Genomic DNA, 18,617 nt, shown 5'->3' on the forward strand with positions numbered 1-18,617 from the left:
CAGTTAACGCCGGTTACGCAAATGGTCACCGACCTCGAACTTGACGATCTTGGCAGTCCCCGAACCTTCGAAATGTCTGGAAAGCTCTGCGAGGAGCCAACCCATGGCCGAGCGTCCACCCTGCAGGCGAAAGACGACAGTGCAGTATTCATCGCCAGATGGGTGGTGTGGTCGAGTGAATGGTGGAGCGATGATGGGAAGTTGATCCAACATCAGAAGACTCCTTGCCAAACGCTGTTGGCTATAAGGTCGAGCAAACACAATGATTGGGCGAGAAGTGCCGGCATGGTGAATGGTGTCATTTAACCTCCGTGCACCTGCCCACCCTAGAAATCGCTTCGCGCCATTCCGGAAACAACTCGATGGCCAGCGCTTGCATGGTTTCCATCGCGGATGGCGAGCGTCGTTCCCGTGACTGGCGTGTCTCGACTCGGTGGACCGGTAGGCCAAGGGAGGCGGCGTTGAGGTACGCCACTCGCTCCGGAATTGCGGTGTCTAGAACCGAGATGTTGTTAGCCCCTGCGAAGGTCTCGCGCAGGCCACGGATGATCATCCGGGTGTCCACTCGAATGGCATTCACCTGGTTCAGGAGCAGTCGTAAGGGTGGGGGTGGAATGCCCAGGTGGCGGAAAGGTTCGAGTTCGCTGAGTAGCTTCAAGGTGCCACGCTGCAGTTCGCGGGCGGCGAGCATTTCCGGGGTGATGGGAGAGAGGGCAAGGTCGGAGGCCAGGATGGCCATCTCCAGCAGCACGCTACGCGCACCTTGGGTGTCGATCAAAAGCAGGTCGTAACGGGCGCGGAAGTTGTCGAGCAGATTGCGTAGGCGTAATCGCCCGTCAGGGGCGTGCAGCAGCAAGGTACTCAGTCGACCTTGATCGTCGTTGGAGACGATCAGATCGAGCCCTGCAATCACTGTCCTGGAAATAATCTGGGCAGGCATAGCTAGGTTGAGTGCGATGAACTCGTACGCACCGACATCAGCCTTCTGGCTCAAGGCGTAATAGCTGGAGAGGGTGGGTTGGCTATCCAGATCCAGTAGCAGGACGCGTAGGCCTGCGTCAGCCAGTAGGCCGCCGAGATTGGCGGCTACTGTGGTTTTGCCCACCCCGCCTTTGGTGGAAACCACCGATACCACACGCATGGCATCAGGCCTGTTTGCCTAAGCGTTCAACGACCCACTGCTCGATTTCTAGCGAGTCCCAACCGACTGCCCGCAATCCAATGCGTTTAGCCTGAGGGAATTTACCTTCCTTCATCAGGTTGTAGATGTGCGCGCGTTTGAAGCCGGTTTTTCGCTCCACCTCGTCACGTCGCATGATGTGGCGTTCTACCTGCAGTTGAGGTGCTTCAACGATGGGTAAGGATTGGCTGGACATGCTGGTCACTCCTGGCGCCGATTGGCGCGTGGTGGGAAGTGACCTGAATTGAATAGCAGAAGTGGGGGAGAGTCATTGCACTGCAATCAGAGGTATTGCAGTGCAATTGCTCCACTCAGATACCTTTTTTGAGTATGCGATTGGCTGCGGCGAACTTTGCATCCAGCGTGCGTTTGCTCAGGCCAGGATCGTCTTTGCGATGAGCTGAGATGGAATTGACGATGGAGGATTGACTATCAAATACTGAGTGCGGTTTACCTGATGGCGAGTGTCCTAAGATTAGTTCAAGCAACGCCCCTATGACTTTCAGGTAGCCGATTTCACTGCGGTCACTGAGTTTACTGTTGGACTTTAGTAACTGATGGATATTTTCTCTTTCCAACCCCATTGCCTCAAGCTCATCGAGTAGTTGTTGATAAGACGCTTCTATATTTTTTATCCGCAATTGCATTGCATCTCGGTCGGCTTGTAAGGCCAGATAGGTGCCAGGGCTGATAGCTCCTTGTTGGTTGAAGGACTGTTCGAAAAGAAAGCTTGGTCTTTGGTCAGGGTAGTAGCGCGCCATCCAAACTCTGAGGTCAGTATGGCGGATAGTTATCTGACTGCAATCGATGGGCGTGCCAATCGTGACCGACACGCCGAAGCAGCCATAGGCCAGGTCGCCATGGCGAATGGCATCTATAATTTTTTCGGTATTTGCCTGTAGGCACGGCCATTGGGGGAAGTATTTTGACAGGAGCGCAGGACAGTCCCAAGCCGATTCTAGTATTTGGGTTTCATGAGCCATGAGATTGCACCAGCGTATAGCTGCGTCAATGGGCCGATAAAAAATTTTTGCAAAAACGTTGTAGCTGTCGGGTTCATACATAGGAGCAGCCTCATATTCGAGGGAGCAGATCCGCTAACTACGTTTTTATGGCCTTTACTAGCTGGGCTTCCGTGCGGCAACTGTCCCTTGATTCGGTTTTATTTGTTGGTAAATCGATATCCTTTTTTTCGTGAGAGATCCGAGCATTAAGCACCTAATGCACTCTGGTTATCGAGTTCTTACGCTTGTTTCAATTGACGATTTAGACGCACAGCACCACGGTGCTTCTCCCAATAACCTATGCATCGCTAGACTTTGAAAGAGCTTATTCTGTGGTGCAGCAACTGACTTTGCTTATTCAGGAGTCGTGCTCCATCAGCCAGGTCATTGACATAGTGGGAGACTCCATCACTCAGTCGGTGAATGGTGATGATATTTTCGTTCACCGTTTCCGCGACAGTACTCTGCTCCTGAGCAGCCAAAGCAATGTGTTGGTTCATTTCATTGATGCCCTGAATGTTTTCGCTGATTCGCGTCAGGAACTCACCGACTTGCCGTGAGGTGCCCACCGCATCCTGCAGCGCATTCTGGCAACCCTCCATGGCTTCTCGTGCCTGATGCGCTGCGCCCTGTAACTGGGTGACAATATTTTCAATGACTTCGGTCGACTGGCGGGTTTTTAGCGCCAGGGCACGGACTTCGTCAGCGACCACGGCAAATCCTCGTCCTTGCTCACCGGCTCGTGCGGCTTCGATGGCGGCGTTCAGGGCGAGAAGGTTGGTCTGCTCGGCGATCCCGCGAATAGTGACCACCATCGCACCGATCCCCTCGCTGTCTCGCATCAAGTCACCCAGTTTCAGAGCGGTATGGGCTATCTGTGTCCCCAGGCGTTCGACCATTTGCTGGCTGGCGTCCATCATGGCGTTCCCTTCGCAGACATGGGCTGCCGACTCGCGTGTTTGTGCGCTAGTGCTCGAGGCGTGTCTGGCAACCTGGATGGCGGATCGAGCGAGTTGCTGCACGGAAGCGGCTACGGATTCGACCTGCTGAACCTGCTGGGCGGTAGCGTGCGAGGTGTGACCAGTTGTTATGTCCATTTCACCGGCATGCTGATCGAGAGCGCTAGAGACGAGCCCGACATCCGCAATCAGGTTCGATAGCCGTTCAAGCACTAGGTTGAAGTTGCCAGCCAACTCACCAATTTCATCAGGGCAACTGGCATCTAGGCGTTTACTCAAGTCAGCTTCACCTCGTGCTATCTGCGCCAGGCAAAGGCTGACCTCTTTGACTGGTCGCAGAATGTGACGCCGGGTCAATAGCCACACAGTCCCCAAGGTAGCGAGCAACAAAACTGCGGTGACTGCCAAGTTTTGCAGTAATACAGTTTTCAGGGTCGTTCTCAGCGCCTGGTTGTTGAACTCAATATCCAGCATAGCCAGCGCCTGACCATGATGCATTACCTGTGTGTTGAGCCGGAAGGAGACATTAGCCGCGTTTTTCTGACTGACAGAAGTTGAACGTTGCGTACGGGAATCGCGCACCGTTAGTCCATTAACATCGGGGGCGCGCAACAGTTCATTCAGCAAGTTTTCGATCTGAGCCTGATTACCACTCGCGAGCGGTTCGCTTAGGGATTGTGCCGCAAGCTCAAGTAACGTAGTGGCTTGCCTGAGTTGCTGTCTGCTCAACTCCCGAGACGTGAATTGATAGTTGAGCGTCGCGACAGCGAGTGAAACGCAAAGCATGACCAGTGTGAGCGTCATCATCATTTTGCCTGCGAGCGAATATTGCATCATGGATCTCGTTTTATTGGCGTGGTCTTTCAGCAGAAACGATGCAGGGTTAATTTCATCCTGATGCGACTCGCGGCATTGCGGAGTAGGCGAGATAATCGGCGAAACGCGGATCTGAAATTTGTGTAGAATTAAGAATTACTGAGGTAGCACAAGTCATAGGCGATCTCGGTGTGAACGACGGATATGTTCTCGGTAGCGCTAATCTTCAGTGCAGCCGGACAAACGCAAAAGACACACGAACGGCTATTGTGCTCGGTAGGAGTTACCTGCAGATTGCCGTTCAGCTCGTTGAGGCCCACCTTCCATTTGTCGACCCACTTCCATATCCAATATTTATTTCGACGAACGGTTAACTTGGAAGCCAACGCGTCCGTGGCGGGGAAGAGTTGAGCGCCACCTCGACGTATCGCTACATCGAGGATAATGCTCTTGACCTCAAAAGGTGTGCGCGTAACGTACCTGCACGACGTAGTCGTTGCGTGCGCGGTTCTCTACTTCGGTCTCACGATAAGTGTTGAACCAGACACCATCACCATCGCCTACTTTCCAGAACACCCCAGGGCCAATCCCAAGCACTTTTTCGCGAGAGTCGGCGAGGCGGTGACCATTGACCTCATCATCACTTATTTGTTTGAAGTAATACCCATTGAGGCCAACTGAGACGTTGGGTATCACTTCATAGGAGGCAGTAAAGTTAATCCATGCCGCTTTGCCTGCCTGGGTATCACGCACAGGCTGACCTTCGAACAGTTGCACTGAACTGCTGGCTGGGTCCTTGTTTTTAAAGTTTTGCAGATAGTGCAAGCGCCAGCTCACTTCCCAGCGGGGTGCGGGCATCCAGGTCGCCGCCCAGTAAGGATTGATCGAGTAGAAGTTAGATCCTTGGTTGAGGTCCTTGTGTTCATCGTATTTACCGACGGGTAACAACACATCCAGTGCCAGGCGCTGGACGAAAATAGGTCGTCCATGCTCATCGACAATAGGATCGAACTGCACCAGCGGGCCGGTGGTGACGTCGCCAACTCCAGTGGCGTTGTCCTTGAGTTGTGGACCGTTGCTACCAAAGTCACCGTCGAGTGAAACGATCGGCACAATGATGTTCCAGCCCAGGTGTGCGCCCGCGCCAATAGTGTTGGGCGAGTAATAGCTGAGTTGGTTGATCAGGCTGGTGACATTGATCTTCGGGTTATCAAAGTCTTTGATTTCCTTACCCGAGTTATTTCGAATCGAACTGGCGCTGGTGTACTTCAAGTATTGCTGGAACGAAAAGCCGGGCAGGCCGGCAAATCCATCGTAAAAACTGGTGCCTCCCAGATTGATCCCGTTCGGCTCCCCAACGCTAGGCGGTGGAGGGCCGTTGGCGGCTACAGTTTCTAGGGACGAGAGAGTGGCGAGGACTAGCAAGGCTGGACAAATTTTTTTTATTGTGTTCATCGTTGTTGGCTCTATTGTTATTTTTTTTGGCGCTATTTGGTAATTCCCAGAGTGCTTTTGCATCAAGCAATCTGGTACCAATGTGCTTTTGGCACATTATTTTTTTGCTTGCGTGGTACCTGGGCTCGCGGCATCAGACGCTGAGGGCTTTGCTCTGAATCGATGGAAAGGGCAACCCGCGACTTTCGCCTGCTCGCTCTGCTGATCTGGTGTTTTAGATGCACCCGCAGCGCGCTTGGCGGCATGCGCCACTTGCCGGCGTTCCGTGAAGGTGTCCTTCGGATCAGGGATCACCTTTTCCCCCATCCACAGAAAACCGGCAGTAAACAAACGCAATGCTTTCCTGGCCAACGGTGAGGGTCGTTTGAGTTCGTAGGCGCGGATCAGATGATCGGGATAAAGACTGATCACCCAGGCAAATACCAGAGAGTGTGAGAACTTTGGAAAATAACGATCGGCGAACTGTTGGATTATTGCTCGCGCCGCCGGTGGGCCCATGTCGTGTTTGGGAATATCCTCACTTTCCCAGCGATCCATGAAGGCCATGATTCCATCAAAGGAATCAGGGAAGCCTGTAATCGCTTCGCCCGTCCCGGCGTTGCGAAAAATGGTTGACATCTGGTGCCAGTATTTAACAGCGGCGAGCTTCTCTTTTTCGCTCATGCCCGCCATACCTACGCGTTGCATCAGGCGATGCATGCCGGCTGCTTCATAGCAAAGCGTGTAGACGTAGGTGTCGTTGCGGCTGAAGCTCTCGCCAAATCGCTGAGCGTAGTGGGAGTGTATTTTGTTTATCGACTCAACGTTTTCGCGGGTCTTGTCGTGGTGTGAACCGTAATGCCACCAAACCTGCATCTTCCAGGATGTGTCATCGGAGCGTCTGAATGAGTTTTTTAGAATTTTCCCGTCACCGTTGTCAATGAGAGGCAACGCGTCCAGTTCCCTTACGAAGAAGTGAGGGAAAGTGACGGCGTACACAAGATTCATGATGAAGTCGGTTGGCCGATAAGCCGCAGAGAGTTTCCAGATCTCGTCATAGTCGGTAGCAGGGTCGAGCTGATCAATACGCGCGGCGATCCATTTGCGGGTCATCGGGTTTTCCTCTTATTTTTGTTGTCATCTCACTGGGCGCATGGTCATTGCGCTTCCTGCGGATGGCTTACAAGTTAGAAGAAGTACCGAGCGCAGTCATTAGGCCGGAAAACCAAAATAATGATTGGTTTTGGTATTGCAGTACGGCGGCCCTCGAGCGCTTGAAACGTGCGTTGATGGTCTATCGACTGGGATACATCAATCTCACTGTTTACCTGTTTCTATTCCCTTTCATGCTTGAGGACACGGCCCTCGTACTGGGTGATCAGGTGCAAGGCGCAGCGTATTTCGAGCTCTCGTTGCTTGATAGGACAACCCAGCAGTAGTTCTATCTGTTGCAGTCGATACACTAGCGTGTTGCGGTGAATACCTAGCGCTTCAGCACCGTGGAGCAAGCTGTTGCCTGACTGCAAGTAAGCGCTGAGTGTTTGGCGGTAGCCGCCGGCTTTCTCTGATTTGTTTGCCAGAGGTCCGAGCACGGAGTCGACATACCACGCGGCCTTTTCAAGATCCTGACCGACCAGGATCGTCAGGACATGGTCAGCCCAGCGCATGACGCCTTTGATTGGGGAAAGGATTGCAACGCTACTGACATCTCTGGCTTGAAGATGAGTACGCCTGAACCCAGCAGGGCCCTTCGCTGGTTCACCCAGTGCACATTGAGTTCCACTTAATTGCCCCAGTGTTTCTTCAAGTCGTTTCAGTTGGGTCGGAGTAGGGGCGCGCGGTGTACTGACCCAAGCCCATGTCAAATGCTGAGTGAAGGAAACTACCAGCGGTGTATCGCCGATGATTGCATCTTGTAAATTGCGTTGTAACTCACCCAAGTCTGAGCTGAGCTTGGTGTTGAGATCAGAAATAATGATACCGACATGGAAATGCTCAAGATCCAGGCCATGATCTTTTTTGATTTGCTTTAGCTCGAATGGTTGAAGCGCGCCCGCATTGCCGATCAACTTTTCCACAAGGGCGCGGCGTCTCGCGATTTGACTTTCCATCAGCACCTGACGCTCGTCCAGGTAGCACAGCACAAAGTGCTCGATGATTTCATCCACCACGCATGCACCGTTGGTGACTAACCGTTGAACCGTTGAGGGTGCAAAAGTCCTGGACGCCGACGCGGTGAAAAAATGATTGACCCAGATAGTCTGGTTGGCTCGCATGTTTTTGACGATGCTGCTGAACGGTACTTCGCGACGTGCAGCTTGTCGCGCCATTGAAGGGATCAATTTCAGCGTAAAGTGCTCACTGTTTCTCGATAACGAACTCATGAATATATCGAGGATGAGCGTTTCAAGGTTGAGGCGTATCTCTGGCGTCGGCAAGTCAGGCACCGTTTGAAATTCGTCCTGCAAGCGCTTGAGGGAACTGGCGGCCTCCTCAAGCGCCCAGGCCACCGCACCTTCACCCATCTTCAACACAGCATTGGTCAGATGATGCTGACCAATCACCGCCTTGGAAAAAGCGTCCTCGACCGAGCCTTTTGGCTGCAGGTGAGAATAGAGATCAGTAGTCAAACGGTACTCCCTGTGAGTCGTAATGATTATTTATGTACGCATCACGCAGCCGCCCGTGGGGATCCAGCGCACTGTGATTGCAGTATAGCGTCGCGGTGATACTGCAATACCAAAAACGCCGTCGAGCTTGGATGGACAGACCGGAGACTGGCCCGGGGCGAGGCCCTATCGTAAGTGGTGGTGTTTTTAAATCGAGAGCACCCAGACGTTGCGCCATGAGCGCTTCTGTCTGACGACTGAAGGCCGCTGATCAGAGGCCTCTATTTTCGTATTCACTATGTGCACTCAAGCGAAGAGAGGATCTACATGTCTGCCCCTAAAAAGTGGATTCAAGCCAAAATCCAAAGCCTCGACCCAAGCAAGGATTACATTGAAATCTGGCGTTTATCGAACAGCTACGGGCTGAACGACTTCATGCAGAACTTCATCTACGCGTTGACCTTCCCTAATTTTGTCGTCACCGATTGGGGCTCCAGAGCGGTCTGGCGTGAAGACGGTGGCAAAGTCGTTTCACGGTCCACCTCGCGTGTAGAGCAGACCGGCAGCGCCAATGCGCTGTGGTGGTTCTACGGTCCTGAAGACAGCCGCACCATCAAGTCGGTTGAAGGTATTAATAATCTTCATGCGCATTGGGCCAAGCAGTATCCCGGTGCCTTTTCTTATAATGACGATTACGTGTACGTCTGTGCATTCACCGCCATCACAATGCACCGTCTGAAGTTGAAGATGGGCGCCCCGGGCCTCTCCGAGAACGAGAAGATTGCCGCGCACTTGTTCTGGCGTGACATGTGCAAACTCTTCCGTGCTGAAAACGATCAGCCGATCACTGGTTACCCGGATAGTTTCGACGCGCTCGTGGAATTTTGCGAAGCCTTCGAAAATGCTCCAAAACCCAAGCTTGAACGTGGCAATCTCATTATCACGGCGATTCATGAGCAGTTTGTCTTCCGCTTCTTCCCCAAGGAGTTGCATTGGTTTGGCCATCAGTTACTGCGCGCCATGTCATTGACCACCACGCTCGACACCATGCAGGTCGACCGCCCTGACCCCGCCGCGGCCCAGCTTTTGCCGCAACTGGCCGGCTACATGATGGGCATGATGGAAATGAATGCCGACGATCCGACTGAAGCCTATATCGAAGAGCGGATGAACATGTCCAGTGAAGATAAAGCCGAAGTGCGAAAGGGCATCCAGGCGCTGGACAAGCAATTCCCCGAGCATTACGTCGAAACGTACAAGAATGATCCTAAATTTGTCGGTTGCCCTTTTCATGCCGCTTTGGGCGATGGCGTTACACCGCAAAATGCAGCCGACAAACAAAGCATCAAGTCCATAGAGGCTCAGGTAGCGGCTTTGGGCGGCGACGAGTAACGCCAACTCACCTTGTTGCCCTGCATGACAATCAGCCCCGACAGGGGCTGACTGCGTGGTGCATTAAAAAGGGTAGTGGTGACCACCTGGCTGCCAGGTCACCCAGTGTGCGCGAGTGAATTCATCGACGGCATAATGACCGTTGAAACGCCCGAGCCCGGAGTTCTTTTCACCTCCGAAGGGCGCGTTTGGCTGGTCATCGACGGTGATGTCGTTGATGTGCGTCATGCCGGCGACGATGCCACGAGCGAACTGCAACCCGCGCGCCATGTCTTGGGTGAATACCGCACTGGACAACCCATACTCGCTGGCATTCGCAAGTCGCAGGGCGTGCGCTTCATCGTCGGCTATGAGCATTGGTAACAGTGGGCCAAATGTTTCATCTACCGCCAGGGCGTCATCGGCTTTTACGTTGCCGAAAACATGCGGTGGGAGCAACAGACCGTTGGCTGAAGCGCCGAACAGTTTAGTCAGGCCAGCGCTGTGTGCCTGATCAATCTTGCGTAACAGGCCATTCAATTGCGATTGATTGACGACAGGCCCAATCACGGTGTCCGCATCATTAGGGTTACCCACTTTCAGCTTGCTGACCCTCTCCACCACAAGTTCTGCAAACGCCGGGTATAAGGTGCGATCAACAATCACTCGGTTGACGCTCATGCATATCTGCCCTTGATGCAGGAAACGGCCGACCACGGCTGCGTGAGCTGCCACTTCAACGTCGGCATCATTCAGCACCACCAGTGGCGCGTTACCACCGAGTTCAAGAGCAACGCGTTTGATGTGCTTGCCACCCGTGGCGATGCGCCCGACATTGCGCCCCACGTCCGTAGAACCGGTGAACGAGATCAGCCTGGGTACTCGATGTTCCACGAAGGCGTCACCGATTTCCGATCCGGCGCCCACAACAACGTTGATGGTGCCCGCAGGGAAGCCCGCCGCCTCCAGTAGGTAGGCGATCAACAATCCGCCGCTGACAGCGGTATCACTCGCAGGTTTCAGCACTACGGTATTACCTAATGCCAAGGCCGGAATAACGGAGCGCATGCTTAGATAAAGCGGAAAATTCCATGGGCTGATCACCCCCACAACGCCAAGTGGATCACGGAACACAAAGCTCTGTTCGCCGGGCTTGTAGCTGGTCAAGATCCGACCCTCTACTTGCATCGGCATGCTCGCGCATTCTCGGACCAGGTTCAGCGTGCTTTGCCACTCGATGCCAGCCTTGATTCGAGTGCTGCCCGACTCTTTGATGAGCCAGTCGATAATTTCTTCACTGCGCTGCGCAACGATAACGGCAAGCTTTTCAAGCAACATAACCCGTTGGCCGGCGTGTAGCGCAGCCCACTCCAGCTGTGCCTTTTCGGCGGCCAGATAGGCTTCATCCAGATCGGCGACCGAGGCGAGCGGCATGTCCAACAGCAACTCGTTGTTGAAGGGGTTGCGGTTGTCCAGGCGTTTGGTTGAGCGACCTGGCTGCCAGCGGCCGTTAATGTATTGATGACCTTGAATGGCAAATGGAGCGGGTGCGTTCTGGTTGTTCATTTAGGCGACTCGATCAATTTAATGGATTGACTTCCCTGCAAAATCAGGTGCGCATCCAGGCGCGGCCCCAGGAGTTAAGAGTGTGCTCACTCTGCGGCCATACGCCGGCTTCACGGTCTGCTGGCGCCAGTTCAAGTTCGGCCGAGAATTCCAGTCGGTTCCGATCGGCATCGACCACCATGAAAAACAGATTGTTGCCCGGACCATGACGGCCAGGGCCGAAGAAAATGCTGATGCGCTCCTTGGCAAACCGGTCGCCCCAATCACGAATGTCATTCCACTCATTGGTTTCGTAACAATGGTGGTCCCATTCATTCTTCGACCCACGGAAAAAGGCGAGGGAGTGATGCTCGTCGTCGGAGCGCAGGAAACACACCATGAGCTGGCCGGTTTCCTGGTCGACCACGTTGTCGGAAATGGTGAAGCCAACGGTGTTGACGTAAAAGTCGATAATCGTCTCAAGCTCGGTGGTTTGGAACACAACGTGCTGCAACCTCGACGGCATGCCTTGCAGTTCAGCACTTGTATCGGGAAGTACTACGCCGAATATTGTCTGGCGACCCTGTGGATCCCGAATGGCAAACGCGCCTGGCTCAAGTAAAGGCGAGGTCACCGGATCCATCTGGCATTCACGCTCAATCAGGTTCTGACGCAGCGCTTCCAGTTTGGCGTTGGAGTGGAGGTTGAAGGCAGCGGCCAGCAGGCCGCTATGGTCGGCTGGCGAAATGATTGCCGCTCGTTTCGGCCCCCGCATCACCTGGCTGCCATCTGCTTGTGGCGATGCGCGCATGTCCATCATTCGCGTATAAAAATCTACCTGGCGTTGAGGTTCTTTGCTTGCCAGGTGCAGGTAGCACAGTTGAGCAGGGGTCGAAGTCTGGAGGGTCGTCATGGAAAACTCCGCGATCAAAGAGTAACTGGGGAATGGGCGGTATTGGCAGCCGCGACGGCGACTGTCGTAGCCTGTGCAATGCCCAACAAGGACTGAAGAGCCAGAGCTGTTTCTGACTCCTGAGCCTGGTCAAATATGGCGGCGACATAGCGGTCGGGACGTAGCAGCAGGAAGGTGCTGGCCTCGGCAAACAGTGCGCTTAACTCACCGTTGCGATCATGTACGATCGTGAGTCCCGCCAAAGGGGGCGGAAGCGGAGCGTCTTGTGGAATGATCACGATGCGCTTGGCATCCAGGTGGGTCCAGAGCGGGTGCTGCAGTTGATCCATGCGTTGGCTGCGCAGATCGCCATATTGAATCAAGGCAAAGCCCGGGCCGATGTGCTCATCCAACAGTTGCGCGCAGCCGTGAGAGTCGAAAAGAGTCGGCTGCGGCAGCATGGTCCCGGCGCGCAGGTTGCCGGCCTTACCTTGGGATAACACCAGGCCCTGGGTAAAACGAGGCTTTGGTTTAAACTTCATTTGCAGAAAGTAATCGCGCAGAGGCGGGATCAGCCCGATCACGCGGAAGGTGCTGGTAATGAGTTTGGCGCGCAAGGCTGAAGCCGGCGCCATGACCACCCCGAGATTCAGCGCCAGCTTGATCAGCGCCCAGGCATGATCGCGGCGTTCGCTTTCATAGGTCTCGAGGGCGCTTTTCGCCATTTGTCCCCGGAGTACCGCCACAAGTTTCCAGGCGATGTTATGCGCATCACGCACACCACTGTTCATGCCTTGGCCCGCATAGGGTGGGGTCAGGTGCGCAGCGTCACCGGCGAGAAAAACACGACCTTCCTGCCAGCGAGAGGCAACCCTGGCGTGGAAGGTGTAGACCACTTTGCGCACCAGCGAATAAGCTTTTTCACCCCGGAACGGCCGCAGCAAGTTGCCAAGGCTAGCGTCGCTGAGCATTTGCTCATCAGTCTCGTCGTCTTTGAGCATGAACTCGAAGCGACGTGTCTGATGAGGGCCGGGCACTTCTACGACAGGTCGCTGCGCGTCGCAATACACACGAGTCTGCCAGAACGGGTCATCGTCCTGATCCAGATCCACGACCAACCATCGGGACTTGAAGCTGGAACCCACCATATCGATACCCAGTTGTTTTCGAACCGGGCTTCTGCCGCCATCACAGGCAACCATGTACTGGGCGTGCACCTCAACCGTGTCACCGGCCGCATTTTGTATTCGAGCGAGAACGCCTGAGGCGTTCTGTGTGAAGTCGATCAGTTCATGGCAGAAAAGCGGAGTCAGGCTAGGGAAACGCTCCATACCTTGCATCAGCGTGCGTTCGAACAGGGGTTGCCTGAACGCATTGCGTTTGGGGTAGCCGTATTGCTTGCCGACAGGTTCGACCTTGCCAAAGCAACGTCCCCCTGGCTTGTCGAAGTAGTGAACGCCGTAGCCTTTGACGACGTCAGCCAACACGGCTTCATCCAGCCCGGCTGCCTGCATGGTTCGCAGCGACTCATCGTCGATCGAAACGGCACGCGGTTCAGTCACGGTGCCGGCTTTACGATCAAGAATGGTCGTACGCACGCCGGCCTGTCCGAGGAGGTTGGCCAACGTGAGTCCTGTCGGGCCGGCACCGATAATCAGTACGTCAGTATTCACGGGTGTAAGGGTTGTCATTTTTATTCCCTCGGTGACCGCCGGGCTGGTCAGTCCAGTACTTCTGGTCTGTGCGCCAGCGCGGTCATGAGTTGTGAAAGATTGTCGGCAAGGGCGAGGATTTGCTGGCCTTGCACTTCATCCTGTTCGCTATCGCGTTGCGAGGTCGGGCGCACGCAGCTGATGCTGCCCACCACTTTGCCGTCGCCATCGAATATGGGGGCCGCGAGGCCAAAGACGTCAGCATCGACTTCGCTGGTGCTCAGCACATATCCCTGGCGGCGCAAGCGTTGGAGCGAGCGCCGGAACACCTCCCAAGTCTTGCCAAGGTTGCTGGACTCGATGTCACTCGGGTTTTCCAGAAACAGTTGGCTTTGATGCCGTGAGCCCATGTTGGCGAGGATCGCTTTAGAGGTCGCTCCCATGAACAAAGGTCTTGGCGATCCTCGCGAGTAGCTCACTTGGTTGGAAAGGTTGCCGGTTTGATGGATACAGACCACTTGATCCTTGAACAGCCGACACACCAACCAGGCTTGCTCGGCACCCCATTGCGGAAAGGTCGACTCCAGGGAGTGCGCCGCGCGTACCAACGGATCACTGACGCGCAGTTGGCGATCCCAGGTGATGATTCTCGCGCCCAGCGCATAGCGACCGGCCTCCACCTGAAACAGCAAATTGGCCTCGGCCAGTTCGCGTACATAACGGTAGGCAGTGGAGCGTGTGAACCCCAGCGCATTTCCCATCCCGTCGACCGTCCAGATGGGATGGTGCTCGGTGAACAGGTCGAGAATTCGCAGCATCCGCTCCAGGCTGGAGCCTTTGCTGTCTGCCAGGTGCTCGGTGGTGTCTTCGGAATCAAACGGTTTTTGCATGTCAGCTCTCGTCTACAATACTGTTGCGCAGGATACCAATGCGCTCGATTTCGATTTCGACGATATCGCCCGGCTTCATCCAGACTGGTGGCTCGCGGAATGCACCAACGCCGCCGGTGGTGCCGCTGACGATTACGTCTCCAGGGGCCAGTTCAGTGAACGCGGTGCAGTACTCGATCAACTTGCGCACATCGAAAATCATGTCGCTGGTGCGCGTGTGTTGCATCACTTCGCCGTTCAAACGAGTCGTCAGTTCCAGGTCCTGCGGGTCGACGATTTCATCGCTGGTGACCATCCATGGGCCGAATCCACCGGTGGCCGGGAAGTTCTTCCCTGGAACAAACTGGATCGTGTGCTTCTGCCAGTCACGTACGCTGCCGTCGTTGTAGCAGGCATAGCCGGCGACGTAGTCCAAGGCGTCCTCCGGTTTGACGTGGCGAGCGGTCTTGCCGATCACCACGGCCAGTTCACCTTCGAAGTCAAGCTTGTGGGACACGGTTGGGCGAACGATGGGCTGCAGGTGTGCGGTCTGGCTGTCGGCAAAGCGGGTGAAAATCATCGGGTAGGTCGGCATGTCCCGACCAGTCTCGCGCACATGCGTGGCGTAGTTGATCCCGATGCAGAGCACTTTGCCTGGGTTGGCAATGACCGGCAAAAAGGTGATTTCACTCAATGCCAGGCGAGGCAGGTCTTTCAGCGCATCAGCCCCCAGTTCGCTCAGTCGATTGCGCGCGATGGCTTCTTTGAGGTCCGCACCCAGGTGAGACTTGAGTGATTCCAGGTCAATGACGTGGTCACCTTTAACAATGCCGTACGTGGAACGGTTTTGGTAAACGAAGCTTGCGATTTTCATGGGTATGCCTCTGGTTGCATCAATGATGTGTAACAGACTGTGAGGGTGTGGGTTGTTGTTTGCTCGCGGGGTCAAGTCGTAGCAAGGTAATCGCCGTCAGCGCGATGATTCCCGGAACCAACGCTGCGCTGAGGATCTCTGTCAAAACCCAGCCGGCTGCCAACATCAAGCCGCCGCAAACGGGCCCTGTAATGGAACCCACTCGCCCGACGCCAAGTGCCCAGCCGATGCCTGTGGAGCGTATTTCCTGTGGGTACAACTCGGCGGCCAAAGCGTTAAGACCTGCCTGCGCGCCTTGCACCAAAATGCCCAGCAACAACATTGCGGGGAAAAGCGAATAAATAGAAACAGGCAATTGGCTGAGCGCCAGCACGATTGTCAGGTAGCCCATGAATTCGATGGTCAATACGTTGACCGACCCCCAGCGGTTCATCAGCCAGCCTTGTACGACCGAGCCGATCACACCTCCCAGGCTGAAGAGAATGATGGCGCGAATGCCCATGCTCAGCGGTGCATGGGCTGCCACTAACAGCGTCGGGATCCAGCTCATAATGAAGTACAAAATCAGCAAGTTCATGGCATACGGCAGCCAAAGCAGCAGGGTGCGGCGCCACATGCCGGCTGTGAAAAGACGACTCAGGGAGGTAGAGGAGGTTGCCTGTTGGCGTAGTTGGCCAAGACTGGCGGGCAGTTCTGCGAGGTTGGGTGCGAGCCGTTTAATGATAGCGCTGAGGGCAGCACGACTGCCGGGTTGGCGACTGAGGAACTCAACCGACTCTGGAAGCCGCCACACCACAACGCCGGCGACCAGCAACGGCAGCGCGCCACCGATCAGGAAAAGGTTTTCCCACCCCCAGGTAGCGAGCAGTTGGTCGACCGTCAAGCCAGCCAGCATGGCGCCCAGTGGCATGCCACAGAACAGCAGCGTCACGGCACTGCGCGAGTAACGTCGCGGGCTGTATTCAGAGATCAGCGCCACCAGGTTGGGAATTGCCCCGCCGAGGCCTATGCCGGTCAGAAAGCGCACGACGAGCAACTGCGAGACGTTGTTAACAAAAGCGGTCAGTAACGCGAATGTGCCGAACAGCAGGATCGACAACACCAGAATTCTCTTGCGCCCCAAGCGATCCGCCATAGGGGCCAGTAGCAGTGCGCCGAGCATCAAACCAAATAAACCCGCCGCGAACACCGGTGCCAAGGCTTGGGGCGTTACGTTCAAGGTTGATGCCATGGCAGTCACCAGAAAACCGACGATCTGGGTGTCGAATCCGTCTAGCACTGCGACCAGTACGCAGAGGGCGAGCCCCTCCCATTGCAACCGGCTGACAGGGAGGGCGTCAACGACGTCGCAGAGGATATTGCTGGGTGTAGGCGTATGCATGAACTGGCCTCTTATTGTTTTTATTGTCTGGGCAGGCAGGTGCCCTTGACTGAGGCTAAATCTATTACGAAGCAAAAATCCTGTAAAGATAAAATAAACCAAAATCCTAAATAGCAGGAAATATGATATTTTGGTTTCTCGTCGGCATGCACCATGGCAATGAGAGCCGCGTGCGGCTGCGTTTCCCTTATCAGGCTGCGGATGTCAGTTCATCAAATGAATAAGTGGATCACTCAATCATTCGGTCGCTTGATAGGCCGTTTTGGCATGCAGCCCGAGCTTCAGTGGCCTTCTCGGTCAGCACTGATTTTCAGTCTGCACACAACCACGGCAGCTCTCTTGGCGCTGGTCATCGCTCAAATGCTGGACCTGCACCATCCTTGGTGGGCTGCGATGACAGTCTGGCTGGTGGCGCAACCTACGCGAGGCCTCTTGATCGAACGCATCGGCGCGCGGCTGATCGGTACGGTGGTGGGAGCCATGGCAGGCGGACTTTTGCTGACGGTGTTCTTTGATCAGCAGCACTGGCTAATGCTCGTACTGGCAGCCTGGATCGCAGCGTGCGCCGGGTATGGAAACCTGTTTCGACATTTTCGAAATTACGGTTTTGTGCTGGCAGGCTACACCGCAGCGATCGTCGCGCTGTTTGGTATTCAAGACCCCGTGCTCGATGTGGACCTAGCCCTTGGCAGAATCTATTGCACCGTCATCGGCGTGTTGGCTTCAGCTTGTTTTTCATGGACGTTTACAGGCAAGTCCGCGTCCCTGGAATCCGTGTACAACCGACTCGATGCGCTGATTGTGGCCAGCGTTCACTACAGCCTCAAAAGGTTGCAGGCAGGCACTGCACACGATGCCAAAAGTTTTAGTGCGCTGTTGCAGGAACTAGCGGCGCTTGATCTGTGCCTGGATGAAATTGCTACAGGTTCTCGAACAATGCGTTTACGGGTCTTTCGCACTCGCGACACGCTGGGCGCGCTTGTCGATTTGCTCGTAAGTAGCCATTTCGATGTTGGCGAAAAACTCCGATTTCCCTCTGACCTGTTGGTAGCAACTCATCCTGAATCGGCAGCTGCAATGGTGCTCGCGGTGATCAATGAGGTCCACAAAAACACTGAAAACCTTGCCGCAGGCACGCTGTTCGTTGAAAAATTACAACGCGTCTTTGCAGCGTTGAATGCTTGTGAAACGCCAGGCAGGGAAGCGTTGCAATCAACTCAACAGCGCGACTGGCACGCAACATGCCTCGCGGGCTCCAGACCCTTGATTGCGATGTCCATCGCCACCGCAATGTGGTGGGGCCTGGGTTGGTCAGACGGTCCAATGATGGTCATGACGGCCGTGTTGTTCGCCTCGCTGTTCTCCAGCCATAGCCACGCCAGTGCGGCGTTAAAAGACGTACTTGTTGGCTCGACCGCTGGAGCCGTTCTTGGCGTGACCTGCCGTTTTTGGCTGTTACCTGAAGTGGGAACGGTGTGGGAGCTGGCCTTGGTTATCGCACCGTTTTTGATGATCGGAGCGTTGCTCATGGCTCGGCCCGGTACAGCAAAACTGGCCATCGACCTGAACATGACCTTTTTGTTAATCGCTCAACCTGGATTGCAGGTAGACACCTCCCTTGAACATACCCTGTTGCAGATGTTGGCAATTCTGGGCGGGGTGTTCACTGCCGTGCTGACCTACCGATGGTTGGTTCCTTCATCGCCAGGCTCCCAGCGCAAGCGCCTGTGCAAGCGCATTGCGCGGCTCGCACTGAAGATCTCGGATACACCTGCCCCACCTGCTCAGGCACGAATTTATGATCAAGTCAGGGGTCTTCTGACAAGTCTGATCAGCCTCGAAAAAAAGGCCTCTCCACTGCTCATTGCTGCGTTCGAATGCGCAGCGATTGCTCAGCTTTTCGCTCACCACCGAACTGATGAACATCACACCCTTGCACTGCACCAGCAATTGGAAAACCTCGCGACTTCCAGGCTGGCAAGCAAGAAGAATACTGGCGCTGACCTACTTTGAATCAACCGGAGAACACCC

General features: G+C 54.9%; 16 protein-coding genes and 1 pseudogene. 2 read left to right on the forward strand and 15 right to left on the reverse strand.

Translation table 11 applies throughout. The features are described 5' to 3' along the window. Window positions 1-3: 3 nt before the first annotated feature. The 9 genes and pseudogenes from FHL16_RS09005 to FHL16_RS09040 form a co-directional block, all read right to left on the reverse strand. Window positions 4-213: a hypothetical protein gene (locus tag FHL16_RS09005; RefSeq protein WP_076964377.1), complete on the reverse strand. Its 210-nt coding sequence runs from the start codon at window positions 211-213 to the stop codon at window positions 4-6. An 85-nt stretch (window positions 214-298) separates the two neighbouring features. Beyond that, on the reverse strand, window positions 299-1,141 hold the full coding sequence (locus tag FHL16_RS09010) for a ParA family protein (protein WP_020300883.1): 843 nt from the start codon (window positions 1,139-1,141) through the stop codon (window positions 299-301). A 4-nt stretch (window positions 1,142-1,145) separates the two neighbouring features. Next, a complete protein-coding gene (locus tag FHL16_RS09015) occupies window positions 1,146-1,376 on the reverse strand; it encodes an AlpA family transcriptional regulator (protein ID WP_020300882.1) in 231 nt (76 codons plus the stop codon). A 115-nt stretch (window positions 1,377-1,491) separates the two neighbouring features. Continuing rightward, a complete protein-coding gene (locus FHL16_RS09020) occupies window positions 1,492-2,244 on the reverse strand; it encodes a hypothetical protein (RefSeq protein ID WP_032903637.1) in 753 nt (250 codons plus the stop codon). Between the two features lie 248 nt (window positions 2,245-2,492). Continuing rightward, window positions 2,493-3,281 carry a methyl-accepting chemotaxis protein gene (locus FHL16_RS34955; protein WP_371101270.1) on the reverse strand — a complete coding sequence of 263 codons (789 nt, stop codon included), beginning with the start codon at window positions 3,279-3,281 and terminating at the stop codon, window positions 2,493-2,495. A gap of 69 nt (window positions 3,282-3,350) precedes the next feature. After that, window positions 3,351-3,980 (reverse strand): annotated as a pseudogene (locus tag FHL16_RS34960) (HAMP domain-containing protein); the annotation flags it as partial. 435 nt (window positions 3,981-4,415) lie between these two features. Then, window positions 4,416-5,414 (reverse strand): SphA family protein, encoded by a 999-nt coding sequence (locus FHL16_RS09030; RefSeq protein ID WP_032904495.1) that lies wholly within the window; start codon window positions 5,412-5,414, stop codon window positions 4,416-4,418. Window positions 5,415-5,510: 96 nt separating this feature from the next. Beyond that, complete coding sequence (locus tag FHL16_RS09035; RefSeq protein ID WP_077748051.1) at window positions 5,511-6,506, reverse strand: hypothetical protein; 996 nt, start codon at window positions 6,504-6,506, stop codon at window positions 5,511-5,513. Between the two features lie 221 nt (window positions 6,507-6,727). Continuing rightward, complete coding sequence (locus FHL16_RS09040) at window positions 6,728-8,023, reverse strand: PucR family transcriptional regulator (protein WP_020300877.1); 1,296 nt, start codon at window positions 8,021-8,023, stop codon at window positions 6,728-6,730. 306 nt (window positions 8,024-8,329) lie between these two features. Between FHL16_RS09040 and FHL16_RS09045 the strand changes: the two genes are divergently transcribed. Next, window positions 8,330-9,394, forward strand: a complete 1,065-nt coding sequence (locus tag FHL16_RS09045) for a hypothetical protein (protein ID WP_020300876.1) — start codon at window positions 8,330-8,332, stop codon at window positions 9,392-9,394. A gap of 63 nt (window positions 9,395-9,457) precedes the next feature. Here the strand turns inward: FHL16_RS09045 and FHL16_RS09050 are convergent, their stop codons facing one another. The 6 genes from FHL16_RS09050 to FHL16_RS09075 are packed head-to-tail and all read right to left on the reverse strand — an operon-like array spanning window position 9,458 to window position 16,586. Further along, window positions 9,458-10,939, reverse strand: a complete 1,482-nt coding sequence (locus FHL16_RS09050) for an aldehyde dehydrogenase family protein (protein WP_047531102.1) — start codon at window positions 10,937-10,939, stop codon at window positions 9,458-9,460. Window positions 10,940-10,982: 43 nt separating this feature from the next. Then, the gene (locus tag FHL16_RS09055) at window positions 10,983-11,831 is read right to left on the reverse strand and encodes a VOC family protein (protein WP_020300874.1); all 849 of its coding nucleotides are present in this window, start codon (window positions 11,829-11,831) and stop codon (window positions 10,983-10,985) included. A 14-nt stretch (window positions 11,832-11,845) separates the two neighbouring features. Then, a complete protein-coding gene (locus FHL16_RS09060; RefSeq protein WP_169868539.1) occupies window positions 11,846-13,501 on the reverse strand; it encodes a bifunctional 3-(3-hydroxy-phenyl)propionate/3-hydroxycinnamic acid hydroxylase in 1,656 nt (551 codons plus the stop codon). A 29-nt stretch (window positions 13,502-13,530) separates the two neighbouring features. Next, complete coding sequence (locus FHL16_RS09065; RefSeq protein ID WP_020300872.1) at window positions 13,531-14,352, reverse strand: IclR family transcriptional regulator; 822 nt, start codon at window positions 14,350-14,352, stop codon at window positions 13,531-13,533. Between the two features lies 1 nt (window position 14,353). Next, window positions 14,354-15,205 (reverse strand): fumarylacetoacetate hydrolase family protein, encoded by an 852-nt coding sequence (locus tag FHL16_RS09070; RefSeq protein WP_020300871.1) that lies wholly within the window; start codon window positions 15,203-15,205, stop codon window positions 14,354-14,356. Between the two features lie 19 nt (window positions 15,206-15,224). Beyond that, window positions 15,225-16,586 carry an MFS transporter gene (locus FHL16_RS09075; protein WP_020300870.1) on the reverse strand — a complete coding sequence of 454 codons (1,362 nt, stop codon included), beginning with the start codon at window positions 16,584-16,586 and terminating at the stop codon, window positions 15,225-15,227. A 216-nt stretch (window positions 16,587-16,802) separates the two neighbouring features. Between FHL16_RS09075 and FHL16_RS09080 the strand changes: the two genes are divergently transcribed. Beyond that, the gene (locus FHL16_RS09080; protein ID WP_020300869.1) at window positions 16,803-18,599 is read left to right on the forward strand and encodes an FUSC family protein; all 1,797 of its coding nucleotides are present in this window, start codon (window positions 16,803-16,805) and stop codon (window positions 18,597-18,599) included. The last annotated feature ends 18 nt before the right edge of the window (window positions 18,600-18,617 follow it).

Origin of the sequence: Pseudomonas sp. FSL W5-0299, from assembly GCF_005930655.1 — a bacterium.
In the GTDB taxonomy this organism is placed as follows: domain Bacteria; phylum Pseudomonadota; class Gammaproteobacteria; order Pseudomonadales; family Pseudomonadaceae; genus Aquipseudomonas; species Aquipseudomonas mandelii.

Excerpts from the sequence above, each read along its gene's own strand:
- FHL16_RS09030 (WP_032904495.1), bottom strand. The coding sequence starts at position 5,414 with ATGAACACAATAAAAAAAATTTGTCCAGCCTTGCTAGTCCTCGCCACT.
- FHL16_RS09020 (WP_032903637.1), bottom strand. The coding sequence starts at position 2,244 with ATGTATGAACCCGACAGCTACAACGTTTTTGCAAAAATTTTTTATCGG.
- FHL16_RS09065 (WP_020300872.1), bottom strand. The coding sequence starts at position 14,352 with ATGCAAAAACCGTTTGATTCCGAAGACACCACCGAGCACCTGGCAGAC.
- FHL16_RS09010 (WP_020300883.1), bottom strand. The coding sequence starts at position 1,141 with ATGCGTGTGGTATCGGTGGTTTCCACCAAAGGCGGGGTGGGCAAAACC.
- FHL16_RS09080 (WP_020300869.1), top strand. The coding sequence starts at position 16,803 with ATGAATAAGTGGATCACTCAATCATTCGGTCGCTTGATAGGCCGTTTT.
- FHL16_RS09075 (WP_020300870.1), bottom strand. The coding sequence starts at position 16,586 with ATGCATACGCCTACACCCAGCAATATCCTCTGCGACGTCGTTGACGCC.
- FHL16_RS09070 (WP_020300871.1), bottom strand. The coding sequence starts at position 15,205 with ATGAAAATCGCAAGCTTCGTTTACCAAAACCGTTCCACGTACGGCATT.
- FHL16_RS09045 (WP_020300876.1), top strand. The coding sequence starts at position 8,330 with ATGTCTGCCCCTAAAAAGTGGATTCAAGCCAAAATCCAAAGCCTCGAC.
- FHL16_RS09035 (WP_077748051.1), bottom strand. The coding sequence starts at position 6,506 with ATGACCCGCAAATGGATCGCCGCGCGTATTGATCAGCTCGACCCTGCT.
- FHL16_RS09005 (WP_076964377.1), bottom strand. The coding sequence starts at position 213 with ATGTTGGATCAACTTCCCATCATCGCTCCACCATTCACTCGACCACAC.
- FHL16_RS09055 (WP_020300874.1), bottom strand. The coding sequence starts at position 11,831 with ATGACGACCCTCCAGACTTCGACCCCTGCTCAACTGTGCTACCTGCAC.
- FHL16_RS34955 (WP_371101270.1), bottom strand. The coding sequence starts at position 3,281 with ATGGACATAACAACTGGTCACACCTCGCACGCTACCGCCCAGCAGGTT.
- FHL16_RS09015 (WP_020300882.1), bottom strand. The coding sequence starts at position 1,376 with ATGTCCAGCCAATCCTTACCCATCGTTGAAGCACCTCAACTGCAGGTA.
- FHL16_RS09060 (WP_169868539.1), bottom strand. The coding sequence starts at position 13,501 with ATGACAACCCTTACACCCGTGAATACTGACGTACTGATTATCGGTGCC.
- FHL16_RS09050 (WP_047531102.1), bottom strand. The coding sequence starts at position 10,939 with ATGAACAACCAGAACGCACCCGCTCCATTTGCCATTCAAGGTCATCAA.